The 14,877-nt window shown below is 70.5% G+C and carries 15 protein-coding genes; 2 read left to right on the plus strand and 13 right to left on the minus strand.

The features are described from left to right. Positions 1 to 132: 132 nt before the first annotated feature. The 5 genes from ACRQ4C_RS10680 to rplS all read right to left on the minus strand — a co-directional run bounded on the left by ACRQ4C_RS10680 (position 133) and on the right by rplS (position 2,912). Positions 133 to 486 (minus strand): histone-like nucleoid-structuring protein Lsr2, encoded by a 354-nt coding sequence (locus tag ACRQ4C_RS10680; RefSeq protein WP_290131465.1) that lies wholly within the window; start codon positions 484 to 486, stop codon positions 133 to 135. 91 nt (positions 487 to 577) lie between these two features. Then, on the minus strand, positions 578 to 901 hold the full coding sequence (locus ACRQ4C_RS10685) for a DUF2469 family protein (RefSeq protein ID WP_058726671.1): 324 nt from the start codon (positions 899 to 901) through the stop codon (positions 578 to 580). A gap of 55 nt (positions 902 to 956) precedes the next feature. Next, positions 957 to 1,661, minus strand: coding sequence for a ribonuclease HII (locus ACRQ4C_RS10690; RefSeq protein WP_290131464.1), 705 nt, complete (start codon positions 1,659 to 1,661; stop codon positions 957 to 959). Beyond that, the gene (lepB, locus tag ACRQ4C_RS10695; RefSeq protein ID WP_290131463.1) at positions 1,658 to 2,401 is read right to left on the minus strand and encodes a signal peptidase I; all 744 of its coding nucleotides are present in this window, start codon (positions 2,399 to 2,401) and stop codon (positions 1,658 to 1,660) included. The genes ACRQ4C_RS10690 and lepB overlap by 4 nt, the downstream gene beginning before the upstream one ends. A gap of 154 nt (positions 2,402 to 2,555) precedes the next feature. Then, on the minus strand, positions 2,556 to 2,912 hold the full coding sequence (gene rplS, locus ACRQ4C_RS10700) for a 50S ribosomal protein L19 (protein ID WP_058726668.1): 357 nt from the start codon (positions 2,910 to 2,912) through the stop codon (positions 2,556 to 2,558). A 178-nt stretch (positions 2,913 to 3,090) separates the two neighbouring features. Here rplS and map point away from each other — a divergent pair, with 178 nt between their 5' ends. Beyond that, positions 3,091 to 3,882, plus strand: a complete 792-nt coding sequence (map, locus tag ACRQ4C_RS10705) for a type I methionyl aminopeptidase (protein ID WP_439688637.1) — start codon at positions 3,091 to 3,093, stop codon at positions 3,880 to 3,882. A gap of 217 nt (positions 3,883 to 4,099) precedes the next feature. On the opposite strand, the gene trmD is transcribed toward map, so the two are convergent. The 8 genes from trmD to aroA form a co-directional block, all read right to left on the minus strand. Continuing rightward, positions 4,100 to 4,795, minus strand: coding sequence for a tRNA (guanosine(37)-N1)-methyltransferase TrmD (gene trmD, locus ACRQ4C_RS10710; protein WP_439688638.1), 696 nt, complete (start codon positions 4,793 to 4,795; stop codon positions 4,100 to 4,102). A gap of 4 nt (positions 4,796 to 4,799) precedes the next feature. Beyond that, a complete protein-coding gene (rimM, locus tag ACRQ4C_RS10715) occupies positions 4,800 to 5,357 on the minus strand; it encodes a ribosome maturation factor RimM (protein WP_439688639.1) in 558 nt (185 codons plus the stop codon). 19 nt (positions 5,358 to 5,376) lie between these two features. Next, positions 5,377 to 5,613, minus strand: a complete 237-nt coding sequence (locus ACRQ4C_RS10720) for an RNA-binding protein (RefSeq protein WP_022902329.1) — start codon at positions 5,611 to 5,613, stop codon at positions 5,377 to 5,379. Between the two features lie 4 nt (positions 5,614 to 5,617). After that, positions 5,618 to 6,040 carry a 30S ribosomal protein S16 gene (gene rpsP, locus ACRQ4C_RS10725; RefSeq protein WP_290131459.1) on the minus strand — a complete coding sequence of 141 codons (423 nt, stop codon included), beginning with the start codon at positions 6,038 to 6,040 and terminating at the stop codon, positions 5,618 to 5,620. Positions 6,041 to 6,183: 143 nt separating this feature from the next. Then, positions 6,184 to 8,289 carry an FAD-dependent oxidoreductase gene (locus ACRQ4C_RS10730; protein ID WP_439688640.1) on the minus strand — a complete coding sequence of 702 codons (2,106 nt, stop codon included), beginning with the start codon at positions 8,287 to 8,289 and terminating at the stop codon, positions 6,184 to 6,186. Between the two features lie 5 nt (positions 8,290 to 8,294). Beyond that, positions 8,295 to 9,116 (minus strand): SDR family oxidoreductase, encoded by an 822-nt coding sequence (locus tag ACRQ4C_RS10735; protein WP_439688641.1) that lies wholly within the window; start codon positions 9,114 to 9,116, stop codon positions 8,295 to 8,297. A 78-nt stretch (positions 9,117 to 9,194) separates the two neighbouring features. Then, entirely contained in the window at positions 9,195 to 10,373 is a 1,179-nt protein-coding gene (locus tag ACRQ4C_RS10740) for an acyl-CoA dehydrogenase family protein (protein ID WP_439688642.1), read from the minus strand. Beyond that, on the minus strand, positions 10,370 to 13,573 hold the full coding sequence (gene aroA / locus ACRQ4C_RS10745; RefSeq protein WP_439688643.1) for a 3-phosphoshikimate 1-carboxyvinyltransferase: 3,204 nt from the start codon (positions 13,571 to 13,573) through the stop codon (positions 10,370 to 10,372). The genes ACRQ4C_RS10740 and aroA overlap by 4 nt, the downstream gene beginning before the upstream one ends. 125 nt (positions 13,574 to 13,698) lie before the next feature. Here aroA and ACRQ4C_RS10750 point away from each other — a divergent pair, with 125 nt between their 5' ends. After that, on the plus strand, positions 13,699 to 14,829 hold the full coding sequence (locus tag ACRQ4C_RS10750) for a glutamate--cysteine ligase (protein ID WP_290131454.1): 1,131 nt from the start codon (positions 13,699 to 13,701) through the stop codon (positions 14,827 to 14,829). The last annotated feature ends 48 nt before the right edge of the window (positions 14,830 to 14,877 follow it).

A 14,877-nucleotide genomic window follows, 5' to 3' on the forward strand; every position in this document is an offset into this window, starting at 1 on the left:
AGGTTGCGGCATCGTCGGCACTGCCCAGTTCGGAAGAGCGGAGATTGTGGACAGAGAGGGAGAACGAAAATGCTGTGCAGGAATGACGAACGGGCCCGGACGATCACTCGCCCGAGCCCGTTCGACGCACGGTCAGTGCGCGGCCGCGTAGGCCTCCTGCACCTGGGTCGAGATACGCCCACGGGACGAGACCTCGTACCCGTTGTCCTTCGCCCATTCGCGGATCTTCGCGAGCTCTTCCGAGTTGCCACGTTTGGGGGTCGGCTTCGACGCGCCACCGCCGCTGCTGGAGCGACGGCCGCTCACCTTTCGTGCGGCCGCCACGTAGTCCGAGATCGCCTCGCGGAACTTGTCGACGTTGTCGTTGGAGAGGTCGATCTCGTACGTCGACCCGTCGAAGGCGAACTCGACCGTACGGCCTTCTCCAGCGGTGATCGGCGAATCGTCGAGGTCGTCGACGAGCTGGACGGTGACCTTCTGTGCCATTACGACTCCTTGATCGGGGAAAGTCTTCGCGATCAAGGTATCGTACGGAAATGCATTCCGCCGCTCCCGTGACGGTGATTCCCAGAAAGAATCACTCGTCGAGTGCGAGTTCCTTCGGCAATTCCAGTTCGCGCGCCGTCAGTTCTTCGACGTTCACGTCCTTGAAGGTGAGCACCCGAACAGATTTCACGAACCGATCGGAACGGTAGACGTCCCACACCCAGACGTCCTTCATCGACAACTCGAAGTAGAAGTCGTGTTCGGTGTCCCGGCGGACGAGTTCGACCTCGTTCGCCAGGTAGAAACGTCGCTCGGTCTCGACCACGTACCGGAACTGCGACACGACGTCGCGGTACTCGCGGTACAGGGCCAGTTCGACCTCGCGGTCGTAGTCGTCGAATTCGTCGTCATCCATCGCGCCCCACAGTCTACGGCGATGCCGTACGCACGTCCCACACCGAGGCCACACCTCAGCCGACGGCGTCGAGCTCCGCGAACCCGTCGAGCGTGACCGTGGACGCCTGGTGCAGCCACGACTTCCGGTGCAGTGCGTGCGCCCCGACGCTCCGGATGCCGTCGTAGTGCGCCGTCGACCCGTAGCCCTTGTTCGACGCCCAGGCGTAGTGCGGCGCGTCGTCGTGCGCGGCCACCATCAACGCGTCGCGGGCGACCTTCGCGACGACCGACGCGGCCGCGACGGACGCGCAGTCCCGGTCCGCCTTGACCCGGACGACGACGTCGATCGGGTCGACCCCGGCGACCGACGCCGCCGGCACCGCGCGGGAGAGCCAGTCGAACGACCCGTCGAGCACGACCACCGCACCGTCGAGCGACACCCCGCCCGCCACGAGCCGCGCGAGCGCCGCAGCACCCGCCTGCCCGAGCGCCGGCACGATGCCCTGCCGGTCGACGACCTCGGCGGACGCCATGCCCACCGCCGTGGGCGCCCAGCGCTCGACGACGGGCACGAGGGCGTCCCGTCGGGCGGCGCTGAGGAGCTTCGAGTCCGCGAGGCCCTGCGGCACGCGGCCGATGTCGATCGTCACCGCCGCGACACCGACGGCGACGGGACCCGCGATCGCGCCGCGGCCGACCTCGTCCATGCCGATCACGGTGACCCGCCCGTCACCGAGCAGGCGCTTCTCGACGCGCAGGGAGGGCCGGACCGCGGTCACTCGTCCCGCTCCTGGACACCGGCGAAGACGTCGGGGTAGTCGTCGAGCCACGTCCAGCGGCTGGTGGGCCAGGAGATCACGAACGCTCGTCCGGTGACGTCGGACAGCGGCACGAAGCCCTTGGACGGGGTGTCGCCGTTGTACCGCGAGTCCTTCGAGTCGTTGCGGTTGTCGCCCATCACCCAGATGGTGCCCTTCGGCACCGTCACGGAGAAGTTCGTCGCCGACGCCGGCGCACCCGCCGGGAGCTTGAGGTACGGCTCCTTGATCGGCACACCGTTGACGGACATCTGCCCGAGGTCGTTGCAGCAGGACACCGTGTCACCCGGCAGGCCGATGACCCGCTTGATGAGGTGGTCGTCGCTGTCGCCGGTGCCCAGACCGATCTGCGTGAGGACCCAGTCGGCCGCCTTGCCGACAGGTGTCGTCGGGGTCACGTTCGGCACGTCCGAGCCGGTGAGCCAGCCACCCGGGTCCTTGAAGACCACCACGTCGCCACGCTTGAGCGAGACCACGTCGGGCACCAGTTCGTTGACGATGACCCGGTCGTTGATCTGCAGCGTGTTCTCCATCGACGCCGACGGGATGTAGAACGAGCGGATCAGGAACGTCTTGACGAGGAACGACACGAGCAACGCCGCGATGAAGATGATGACGAGGTCGCGGATGAAGGTGAGGACGCCGTTGCGCTTCTTGCCCGAGCGTGGCCGCAGCGTCGGTTCCTTCGTCGTGTCGGTCATTTCCACTCTCGTTCGTGCACGGCTCCCCCGCGGACGGCGACCCCGTGCCACGGGATGCGTCCGGGAACGGGAAGAGCCCCCATCCACGCACAACCGTACATGGACGAGGGCTCGTCAGCGGCGTCCGGCTCGCGGCCGCCCACTGCGAAGGCGATCAGGCGTCGCGCTTCTCCTTGATCTTGCGGCGGGCCGCCTTGCCGCGGAGCTCGCGCAGGTAGTAGAGCTTCGCACGACGGACGTCACCGCGGGTGACGACCTCGATGTGGTCGATGATCGGCGAGTGCACCGGGAACCAGCGCTCGACGCCGACCTGGAAGCTCACCTTGCGGACCTTGAAGGTCTCGCCGAGGCCGTGGCCCTGGCGCGCGATGACGACACCCTGGAAGACCTGGATACGCGAGCGGGTGCCCTCGATGATGTTGACGTGCACCTTGATGGTGTCGCCGGGGCGGAAGTCGGGGACGTCGGTGCGCAGCGACGCTGCGTCGACGGAGTCGAGGAGCTGGCTCATGATGGGTCTACTCTCTGCGGACGCACACGGGTCGCCGCGGATCGGTTTCGGAAAGTGTGTGGTTCGTGCCCGGTGTCGGCGACTCCCCCGTGGCAGAGTCCAGCCAGGGCACAGCGATCAATCTTGCCACACGACGTCCAGGACACAAAACGAACGCGGCTCCCGGCAGGATGGTCGCATGATCGAACTCCGCACGCCCGCCGAACTCGACGGCCTCCGCGTCACCGGCCGCTTCGTCGCCGACGTCCTCGACGAACTGCTCGAGACGGTCGACGTCGGGGTGAACCTGCTCGACCTCGACCGGGTGGCCGCCAGCATGATCGCGGACCGCGGCGCCGAGAGCTGCTACGTCGACTACCACCCGTCGTTCGGCAAGAGCCCCTTCGGCAGGAACCTGTGCACCTCGGTCAACGACGCCGCCCTGCACGGGCTGCCGTACGACCGCGTGCTCGTCGACGGCGACCTGGTCAGCCTCGACTTCGCCGCGAGCGTCGACGGCTGGGTCGCGGACTCGGCCGTGACGGTGCAGGTCGGCACACCGCGCGACGACGACCAGCGGCTCGTGGACACGGTCGAACGGGCGCTGGCCGCGGGCATCGCGCAGTTCCGTGAAGGGAACAAGCTCGGCGACGTCTCGTACGCCATCGGCCACGTCGCGCACGAGGCCGGCTACGCCGTCAACACACAGTTCGGTGGCCACGGTGTCGGCCGGACGATGCACGGCGAACCGCACGTCCCGAACGACGGTCGACCCGGTCGCGGGCTGAAGCTCCGTCCGGGCCTGGTGGTCGCGATCGAACCGTGGCTCATGCAGGGCACGGACGAGCTGTACCAGGACGACGACGGCTGGACCCTGAAGAGCGCCGACGGCTCGCGCGCCGCGCACGTCGAGCACACCGTGGCCGTCACCGAAGCCGGCCCCGAGGTCCTCACCCTGCGGCGCGCCCAGCGCGCCGACGCCGCCTCCTGACGGGCGGAACGCGTCACCGCCCGGTTGCACGACATGCCGCGCGTGCAGCGCGCTGGTCGCAGGATGGGTCGGCTCGGCGGGCCATCCGCGACACTTCCTGCGACCAACGCGACCAGCCGACCGGCAGGACGGGCGCGGCCGCCAGCGTGCCCGGTAGACGGCCTGGAGGCACGGTGCGGGCCCGCACCGTGCCTCCAGGCCGGGACGGCGGAGCCGGCTACTCCGTTCCCGGCAGCAGGTCCGGCCGCACGCGTCGCGTGCGCTCGACCTGCTGCTCGTGCCGCCACGCGGCGACGCGGGCGTGGTGCCCGCTGAGCAAGACGTCGGGCACGTCGAGACCGCGCCACGACGAGGGCTTCGTGTACGAGGGGTACTCGAGCAGGCCGTCCTCGTGGGACTCCTCGACGAGCGACTCCGGGTTGCCGACGACGCCCGGCACGAGCCGCCCGACGGCTTCGATCATCGCCATCGCCGCGACCTCGCCGCCGTTCAGCACGTAGTCACCCAGCGACAGCTCGACGACGTCGGCCCGCTCGGACGCCCACGCGAACACGCGCGCGTCGATGCCCTCGTACCGCCCGCAGGCGAACACGAGGTGGTCCGAGGTCGACGCGAGCGACCGAGCGATCGACTGGGTGAACCGGGTGCCCGCAGGTGTGGGGACCACGAGCGTCGACGAGCCGTCGGACCGCAGGACCGACTCGAGCGCCAGCGCCCACGGCTCGGGCTTCATCACCATGCCGGCACCGCCGCCGTACGGGGTGTCGTCGACGGTGCGGTGCCGGTCGGTGGTCCAGTCACGCAGGTCGTGCACGTGGAGGTCGAGCAGGCCGTCGACGCGCGCCTTGCCGAGCAGCGAGACGTCGAGCACGGAGAAGAACTCGGGGAAGATCGTGACGATGTCGATGCGCACGGCGCTACCCCTGGTCGGACGGCGAGACCGTCTCGGGACGGGAGGTGTCCTCGGGGTCCTCGAACAGCCCGGTCGGCGGGGTCACCGTGACGGTCCCGGCGGCGATGTCGACCGCGGGCACGATCGCCGAGACGAAGGGCACGAGCACCTCGCCGCGGTCCGGGGTGTCGATGGCGAGGAGGTCCTGCGCCGGGAGGTGGTCGACGCGTGCGACGGTGCCGACGTCGACGCCGTCGCGGAGCACGCGGAGTCCGACCAGCTGGTGGTCGTACCAGGCGTCGTCCTCGCCGGTCTCGGCGTCGGTGTCCTGCTCGACCCAGAGGATGGCCCGCGCGAGTGTCTCAGCGGCGGTGCGGTCCTCGATGCCCTCGAAGAAGGCGACCGGGTGGCCGTTGTACCAGCGGAGTTCGTCCAGCGTGATGGTCTTGCCCGACCACGGGGAGTCCTCCGGGACCTGGAGCGTGAAGGTCGCTCCGGACGTGAACCGACGATCCGGGTCGTCGGTGTAGAGCTCGAGCTTGATGCCGCCCTTGAGCCCGTGCGCCTTCGTGATGCGACCCACCCGGAGCTGGGTCGTCTCCCTAGGAATCGGTGTCGACCACGTCGACCCGCACCCGCTTGCCGTCGGCGAGAGCCGAGACGAGGGTGCGGAGCGCCTTTGCGGTCCGTCCGGCGCGACCGATCACGCGGCCGAGGTCCTCGGGGTGCACACGCACCTCGAGGACCTCGCCCCGCGCGGAGGTGGAACTGGCGACGCGCACGTCGTCCGGGTGATCGACGATCCCCTTGACGAGGTGCGTCAGCGCGGATTCGAGCAAGGAATTACGCCTCGGTCGTCTCGGCTGCGTCGTCGGCCGGAGTCTCCTCAGCGGCGGCCGGGGCCTCCGCCTTCTTCTCCGACTTCGGCTTGAGGACGGCCTTCTTCGAGGAGTCGGCGACGAAGGCCTGCTTCGGCTCCGCGACCTTCACCTTGGAGGCGGTGTCCTTCTCGCCCTTGAACTTCGCCCAGTCACCGGTGAGCTTGAGCAGCGCGGCGACCTGCTCGGTCGGCTGCGCGCCGACGGAGAGCCAGTACTGCGCACGGTCCGAGTCGATCTCGATGACCGAGGGCTCCTCGGTGGGGTGGTACTTGCCGATCTCCTCGATCGAACGGCCGTCGCGCTTGGTGTGCGAGTCCGCGACGACGATGCGGTAGTACGGCGCACGGATCTTACCGAGACGCTTGAGACGGATCTTGACAGCCACAAATGCTCCTGTTGCGTGTTGTTGTGGTTGAACCGGACCGCGGGCGTGGGGGCACACACGGTGGAAGCTCGATGAGAGTCGTGCACAGCTGGATAGAGGGTCGAGCAGGCACGATTCGACCGTTCATTGTTGCAGATTCCGCGTCAGGGCGCGAGTCGACGCACCGCTTCGAGTGCCTCGCTCGTGGCACGGACGGCGTCGACGCTCCGTGCGTCGCGTGCACCACCGACCACCTCGCACGGGACGCCCGCGGAGCGCAGGCCCTCGACGAGCTCGTCCGCGTCGCCTCGACGCTCCTGTCCGGCGCACACCACCACGGTGTCCGCCGGGACCGATCGCTCCTCACCGTCCTCGTCCCGGATCCAGAGGGCACCGGGCTCGATGCGCAGGTACTCCTGCACGCCTCCCACCATGCGGACCCCAGCGTCCCGGAGCCGACCGATCGCCACCCATCGGGAGGTGATGCCGATGCCGGCGCCGAACTTGCCGCTGCGGCGCAGCACCGTGACGTCGGATCCCGGACGCAGCGCGCGTGCCGCCGCCGGGAGCCGCTGCGGCACGTCACCGACGATCTCGTCGCTGACGTCGACGTCCCAGCGCTGCCCGAACTCCGTGGCGCGCGCCGCTTCGTCCGGCGACTCGACGAGGAACGCCGCCGTGTCGACGCCGATCCCGCCGCCGCCGACGATCGCCACGGTGCCAGCGGGCACGCCCTCCCGGAGCGCCCGCTCGTACGACACCACGTGCGGCAGCGACGCCCCGGGGACGTCGACCTCGCGGGGCACGACCCCCACGGCGACCACGACCGCGTCGCTCCCGGCGAGGTCCTCGGCGGTCGCGGCGCGTCCGAGGTGCACGGTCGCCCCGCGCTCGGCGAGTTCGGCCCTGGCGGCACGGACGGTCGCGGCGTAATCCTCCTTGCCCGGCACGAGCGATGCCAGCTCGAACTGCCCGCCGAGTCGGTCGGAGGCCTCCCAGACGGTCACGGCGTGTCCTCGGCGGGCGGCGTCGACGGCCGCGGCGAGCCCGGCGGGTCCACCGCCGACGACGTCGACGCGCTTCGGGGTGGTGGTGGGACGGAGCGGGAACGCGACCTCGCGCCCGGCGCGGGGGTTCACGAGGCAGGACACGGGCGCGCCGACGATCGACCGGTCGAGGCACGCCTGGTTGCAGCCGATGCACGTGTTGACGAGGTCGTACGCGCCGGCGAGCGAGCGCTGCACGAGCGCGGGGTCGGCGAGGAACGGGCGCGCGAGGGCGACGGCGTCGACCAGGCCGTCGGCGAGCACGGCCTCCCCGTCGCGGAGGTCCGTCATCCGGTTCGACGCGATCACCCGCACGTCCGGGTACCCGGCGTCGCGGACCACGCCGGCGATGCGGTTCGCGTACGACAGCCAGGCGCCGTGCGGCACCGCTGCCTGGACGGTCGGGGTGCGGGACTCGTGCCACCCGATGCCGACGGAGATCCCGTCGAGCCCGAGGGGCAGCAGCTCGTGCACGAGCGCGTCGACCTCGTCGTCGCTCGTCGACCCGGGCATGAGGTCCGCACCGGACAACCGGATCGTCACCGCGAGGTCGGGCACCGCGGCACGGACGGCGCGCACGACCGCCACGGCGAAGCGCCGACGACGTTCCGGCGAGCCGCCCCACTCGTCGTCGCGCAGGTTCGTGAGCGGCGACTGGAACTGGTTGATGAGGTACCCCTCGGACGCCATGATCTCGACGCCGTCGAAGCCGATGTCCCGAGCCGACCGCGCGGCTGCCGCGAAGTCCTCGATCGTGCGCTCGACCTCGGCGGCGGTCAGCTCCTCCGGGACCACGCCCCGCGCGGCCGCCCACGGCAGGGCCGACGGAGCCACGGCGCGCTGTGGCCGGCCGTGCCGGTCGACCATGCCGCCCACGAGCGCGTAGCGACCGGCGTGGAAGAGCTGGGCGAGCACGGCGCCACCGGCGTCGTGCACCGCGTCGACCGCGACGCGGAAGCGCTCGTCGGCACCGTCCACGCCGAACACCGCGAAGTCGGGGCCGCCCCGGGCCTCGTCGCTCACGGCGATGCCGCCGGTCACGATGAGCGCCGCTCCGCCCTCGACACGCTCGCGGTAGAACGCCGCCATGCCGGCCCCGCCGTCGTCGTGCACCTCGAGCCCGGTGTGCATCGACCCCATCACCACCCGGCTCCGGAGGGTCAGCGGGCCGAGGCTCCACGGCGAGGAGACGACGGCGAGGTCGGGCATGGCGACGGTGCTCATGCCCCCTACTCTGCCGCAGGCAGGACGGCGTCACGCAGGGGCGACGTCGTGTCGGCCCAGAACGGCGGGGCGATCACGGTCAGCCCCCCGTCGACCGACAGCGTCTGCCCCGTGATGTACGACGCCCTGTCGGACAGCAGGAAGTCGACCGCGTCCGCCATGTCGTCGGCGGTGCCCGGCCGCTGGAGCGGGAGCTTCTCGATGACCGACGACATCGGCGCCATCCCCGGCACGGAACCGTAGAAGTAGTCGAGCGAGTCCGTGTCGATGAGGCCGCCGTTGACCGCGTTCACCGTGATCTGCCGCGGTCCGAACTCGACCGCCATGTACTTCGTGTACGCCTCGGTCATCGCCTTCGCAGCGCCGAGGGCCGCGTAGGTCGGGAACGCCCGGAGCGACCCGTACGAGGTCACGACGACGATCCGGCCTCCGCGGTCCATGAGCTCGGCCGCCCGCTGCGCACCGAGCACGAACGAGCGGGCGTTGGTCGCGTAGCTGCGGTCGAGGTGGTGCAGCTTGAGGCCCGCGACGGGCTTGAACGCGCTCGCGGCGGCGTTCGCGACGAACATGTCGAGCCGGCCGTAGGTGTCGCGGACGAGGTCGAACAACGCGTCGATCGACTCCGGCTGCTCGATGTCGACCTGGGCGGTGATGCCGTCGCCACCGGCCGCGCGCACGTCGGCGAGCGACTCCTCGGCCAGGTCGGCGTTGCCCTTGTACGTCACCACGACGGTGACGCCGCGCTGGCCGAGCTTCTGTGCGAGGAGGCGGCCGATGCCGCGGGAGGCTCCCGTGATGAGCGCGATGGGTGCGGTGGTTGCAGCCAATGTGTTCCTTGCGTTCTCAGGGCCTGGAGGCGCGGTGCGGGCCCGCACCGCGCCTCCAGGCCGTCGTGTGGTTGCGGATCAGAACCCGGCCTGGCCGGTGACGACGGCGCGGCCGACGACCAGCTTCTGGATCTCGTTGGTGCCCTCCTCGAAGCGCTGCGCGCGCGCGTCGCGGTAGACGCGCTCGATCGCGTTGCGCTTCCAGTACCCCTGGCCGCCGTGCACCTGCAGTGCCTTGTCGGTCACCCGGGCGAGCATGTCGACCGCGACCATCTTCGAGGCGCTCGAGAGCGTGCCGGCGTCGGGACGGCCCTCCTCGTAGGCGCGAGCGGCCTCGAGCACGAGGGCGCGGGCGGCGGCGATGTCGGCGTAGTTCTCGGCCAGGTAGAACTGGATCGCCTGGCGGCTGGAGAGCTTCTTGCCGAAGGTCTCGCGTTCGTTCGCGTACGCGACCGCGAGTTCGTTCGCCCGCTCGGCGAGGCCGACGGCACTCATCGCGACCGAGACGCGGCTCGGCAGGAGGAAGCCGCCGAGGGCGACCTCGAGGCCCTGGCCCTCCGCGCCGAGGCGGGCGGAGGCGGGGATCGGGGTCTCGGTGAAGCGGAGGATCGCGTGGTCGGTGCCGCGGATGCCCATCGTGTCGGAGTCGTCGATCACCTCGGCGCCGGGCAGGCCGGAGTTCGGCATGAGGAACGCGACGGTGCCGTCCTGGCCGGAGGTGCCCTCGAGGCGGGCGGCGATGAGCCAGTGGTCGGCCTTGACGCCGAACGTGATGAGGTGTTTCTCGCCGTTCATCACGTACGTGTCGCCCTCGCGGCGGACGGTCGTGCGGATGTCCGCGCCGGTGCCGGCCGTGGCCTCGGTGAGCGTGAACGCGACGAGCTTGTCGCCGGCGACACTCGGCTTCACGACCTCGTCGATCTGCTCCGGGGTCGCGTATGGCTCCATGGCGCGCCAGGTGCCGTTGATCACGTGCACGAGCATGCGGATGGACGCGTGGGAGCGGGAGACGATCTCCATGACCTCGAGGTACTTCGAGAACGGGATCCCCGCGCCACCGAGCTCCGGCGGTGCGGCGAGACTGAGCCAGCCGTTCTCCTTGAGCTCCTGGAACAGCTCGGGGGCGACCCGGCCGGTGCGCTCGATGTCCTCGGCCCACTCCTCACCGCGCCCGCGCACCCACGCGGTCACCTCGGCCTTGAGCTGCTCGAAGGCCGCTTCGTCGAAGGCCTCGGTCGTCTGCTCGACGATCGTCATCGTGTCTCGTTCTCCTTCGTGGTGGTGGGGGCGTCCGCGACGAGTTCCGCAGCTCGGTCGCGCAGCACGTTCTTCTGCACCTTCCCGACCGCGTTGCGCGGCAGCTCGTCGATGTACTCGAGCCGCTCCGGCCAGTAGTACTTGCTCACGCCCGCGTTGTCGAGGTACCGCTGCATCCCCCGGTGGTCGAGCCGCTCCCCCGCCGTCGGCACGACGAACGCGCAGGCACGCTCACCGAGGCGCTCGTCGGGCATCGCCACGATCGCGACGTCGGTGACGAGGGGGTGCTGGTAGAGGAGGTTCTCGATCTCCACGACCGGGATCTTCTCGCCACCGCGGTTGATGACGTCCTTGACGCGCCCGGTGATCGAGAGGAAGCCCTTCTCGTCGACCGTCGCGAGGTCGCCCGTGCGGTACCAGCCGTCCTCGGTGAAGACGTCGTCGGTGAGGTCCGGACGGTCGAGGTAGCCGTCGAACATCGTCGGCGAGTGCAGCTCGAAGTTGCCCTCGGTGCCGGCGGGGAGCTCGTGGCCATCGTCGTCGACGATGCGGATCCGGATCCCCGGCAGCGCCCGGCCGTCGTGCCCGTACGCGTCGGCCGGGTCGTCGGTCGGGCTGGACAGCGCCCCGAGGCAGGTCTCGCTCGTGCCGAACGCCCCGAGGATCGCACTCCCGAGCACCGTGCTCGCCCGCTGCGCCAGGGCCCGCGGCACCGCGGCACCCGTCGGGACGAAGACGCGCAGGCTCTCGGGTGCGGGTGCTCCGCCCTCGACGAGGTCGACGAGGTCGGTCAGGAACGGTGTCGCGCACTGCACGAACGACGCCTTCGCGACACCGAACGCCTGCTCGAGCGCGACCCGGCCGTCCCACACCGGCTGGATGACCTGCGGAGCACCGAGCCGGAACGCGAGCAGCATGCCGTACAGGAACCCGGTCTGGTGGGCGAGCGGCGACGGGATGTAGATCCGGTCGTCGGCGGTGAGCCCGGACTGCGTGACGTGCATCGCGGTCGCGAGGCCGAGCGTCCGGTGGGGGTGCTGGACGCCCTTGGGCTCGCCGGTGGTGCCCGACGTGAAGAGGAGCTGGCAGACGTCGTCGGGCCCGGGCGCGTTCGCACGGATCTGGTCGACGTCCACCTGCACCGAGCCGAGCGCGGTGTCGAACCAGCGCCAGTTCCAGGCGCTCGCCGCGACCCGCTCGGCCGCGTCGGCGGGCAGCGGCGGCTGGTCGTTCGGGACGTCGCCCTGGCCGCGGGCCTCGGCACGGAGCACGACCACGTGCTCGACCGACAGCCGCCGCCGCTGTGCCCGCGCTTCGTCGACCACGTCGAGGAGCTCGAGGGCCGGGCGGCGCTTGCGGAACACGTTCGGCAGGAACACGACGCGGGCCTTCGAGCGGGCGAGCGTCATGGTGGTCTCTCGGGGACCGAAGACCGGCATGATCGGGGTCGCGACGGCACCGATCTGGACCGCGCCGAGCGTGATGGACACGAACTCGCGCCAGTTCGGCAGCTGCATCGCGACGGACTCGCCCCGCCGGACGCCGAGTTCGAGCAGCAGCGCCGAGACCCGGTCGGCCTCGTCCTGCAGCTGCTTCCAGGTGGTCTCGACGGGTGCCGTACCGCCGACCTCGACGACCGCGAGGCCGTCCGGGTCCTGCTCGGACAGCGCCCGGACCTTCTCGCTGAGGACGAGCGGCTCGGCGTCGACCCCGACGACCTCGGGGACGTCGGGAGCCGTCGCGGGCGCGGCGTCCGCTGGACCCTGCGTGTCGGGCGTGCCGGTGTCCTCACCGAGATCGGTCGGCTCGGACGTGGCGGCGTCCATCCGGTCGTCCCGGTCGGCACGGGCCAGCAGGGCGTCACCGACCTCCATGTCGAGACCGACGCCGTTCATCGCCTCGAGGAAGGTCGGGTACGAGATGCGGTAGGCGCGCGGGTACGTCAGGGAGCTGGTGCCCTCGGCCTTCGACGCGGCGACGGCGAGGGACATGAGCACGCGGTGGTCGTTGAAGGACGACATCGGGGAGCCGTGCAGCCCGCCGGGGCGGACTCCGGTCACGCGCAGTTCGTCGGCACCCTGCTCGGCGCGACCGCCCATGCGGTTGAGCTGGAGCATCGCGGCGACGCGGTCGGACTCCTTCAGCCGGATGTGCGCGACGTTCCAGAGGCGGGTCGTGCCCTCGGCGAAGGTCGCCATCGTGGACAGGACGGGCAGGAGGTCCGGGATCGGCCGGCAGTCGATGTCGAGGGCCCGGAGCGGCGACCCGTCGTGCTGGATCCGCACGAAGCCGGTCGACTCGTCGATCCGCATCGGCACCCCCATCGCGGCGGCGAGGTCGAGGAACTCGCTCTCCGGGTGGTCGGTCTCCGCCGTGGTGGTCGCCCGCATGCCCCGGAGCAGCAGGTCCGACTCGCGGATGCCGGCGGCCGCGATCCCGAACGCCGCCGAACCGATGTCCGGCGGGATGACGTAGTCGTGCGGGGTCGCCTGCTGCCCGGCCGGGATCCGGTACTCGAGCCAGTCGTCGGAGACCTCGACGGTGAGCCCGAACTCGCGCATCATCCGGACGGTCAGCTCGACGTACGGCTGCTCGTTCAGCCGACCGCCCGTGACGTGGATCCGGGTCTCCTGCTCGGCGAAGGGCGCGACGAGGAGCAGCCCGGAGATCCACTGCGACAGCGTGCCGGCGATCGAGACGTCGCCCCCTCGGGGTCGCCTCGGCTGGACCGTGACCGGTGGGCAGTCGTTCGTCGCCTCGAGGTCGATGCCCATCTGGGTGAGCGAGGTGAGCAGCGCCCCGATCGGTCGGCGTTGGAAGTACTTCATGCCGACGAGCGTCATCGGGCGGTCGGCCAGCGAGGCGAGCCCGGTCATGAAGTACAGCGTCGTACCGGAGGACCCCATGTTGAGGATCCCGTCCGCGCCGCGCGAGCCGTGGTCGACGACGTCCGTCGCCGCGTAGCGGCCGCCGAGGCCGGTGACGAGATACTCGTCCCCTCGACGCTTGACGTCGACGCCGAGGGCCCGGAGCGTGCCGACGGTCCACTCGACCTGCCGGGTGGAACTGATGCCGGAGACGACGCTCGTCCCCTTCGCGAGTGATGCCAGCACCAGCGCTCGGTGCGCGTGGTACTTGGAGACCGGGACGTCGATCTCCCCGACGAGTGGTGCGGACGAACCGCGCACGACCAACTGCATGCGGACCTCTTCCCTGTGAGCGATTCCACGGTAGTACCGTGATGGAACAACTTGGTGGAGCGAGGTGCACGACCGGTGACGGCGTTCCTTGTGCATGTCCGACAACCGACCGGCAGGATGGCCGCATGGACATCCGCTTCACAGAGTCCCACCCGTCGACCATCGGTGTCGAGTGGGAACTCCCCCTGGTCGACCGGGACACCGGCGACCTCACCCCCCGGGCCCCGGCGGTGATCAGGGCGGTGCAGGAGCGGCTCGGTGACCCGGACAAGGTCACCGAGGAACTCTTGACGAACACCGTCGAGGTCGTCACCGGCGTGCACACCACCGTCGAGGGCGCCACGTCCGAGCTCTCCGGGATCATCGGCGAGGTGATCGACGCCGCCGAACCCCTGGACGCCCAGGTCATGTGCTCCGGCACGCATCCGTTCGCACTGTGGGACCAGCAGGAGATCACGGCGGACAGTGAGCACTACAACACGCTCATCGACCGCACGCGCTGGTGGGGCCGGCAGATGCTCATCTGGGGCGTGCACGTGCACGTCGGGATCGACGACCGCGACAAGGCGGTGCCGATCATGAACGCGATGCTCGCCTACGTGCCGCACCTGCAGGCGTTCACCGCGTCGAGCCCGTTCTGGGCCGGCACCGACACCGGCTACGCCTCGAACCGTGCACTCATGTTCCAGCAGCTGCCGACGGGCGGACTGCCGCCGGGCATCGACGACTGGAGCGGCTTCGAGACCGTCGTCGACGACCTCACCAAGACCGGCGTGATCGACGGGTTCAAGGACCTCCGCTGGGACATCCGCCCCTCACCGGGCTGGGGCACGCTCGAGAACCGGGTGTCCGACGGCATCTCGACCCTGCACGAGGTCGGCGCGGTCACCGCCTTCGTCCAGTGCCTCGTCACCGCGCTGTCGGACCGGCTCGACCGCGGCGAGGTCCTGCCGTCGATGCAGCAGTGGTTCATCCGCGAGAACAAGTGGCGCGCGGCCCGCTACGGCATGGAGGCGGAGATCATCACCAACGCCGCCGGTGACGAACGGCTCGTCACCGACGAGGTGCACGACCTCGTCGAGCGCCTCGACCCGATCGCGGAGCGGCTCGGCTGCCAGCAGGAGCTGCACCACCTCGACACGATGATCGAGCAGGGGGCGTCGTACCAGCGGCAGCTCCAGGTCGCGCGCGAGAACGGTGGGGACCTCCGCGCGGTCGTCCGCCACCTGGTCACCGAGCTGCGCGACTCGCTCTAGTCGCCACCAGACAGACGGACGGGAGGCGCGGTGCCAGCTGGCACCGCG

The organism is Curtobacterium sp. SP.BCp (assembly GCF_051903255.1).
Taxonomy (GTDB): Bacteria; Actinomycetota; Actinomycetes; order Actinomycetales; family Microbacteriaceae; genus Curtobacterium.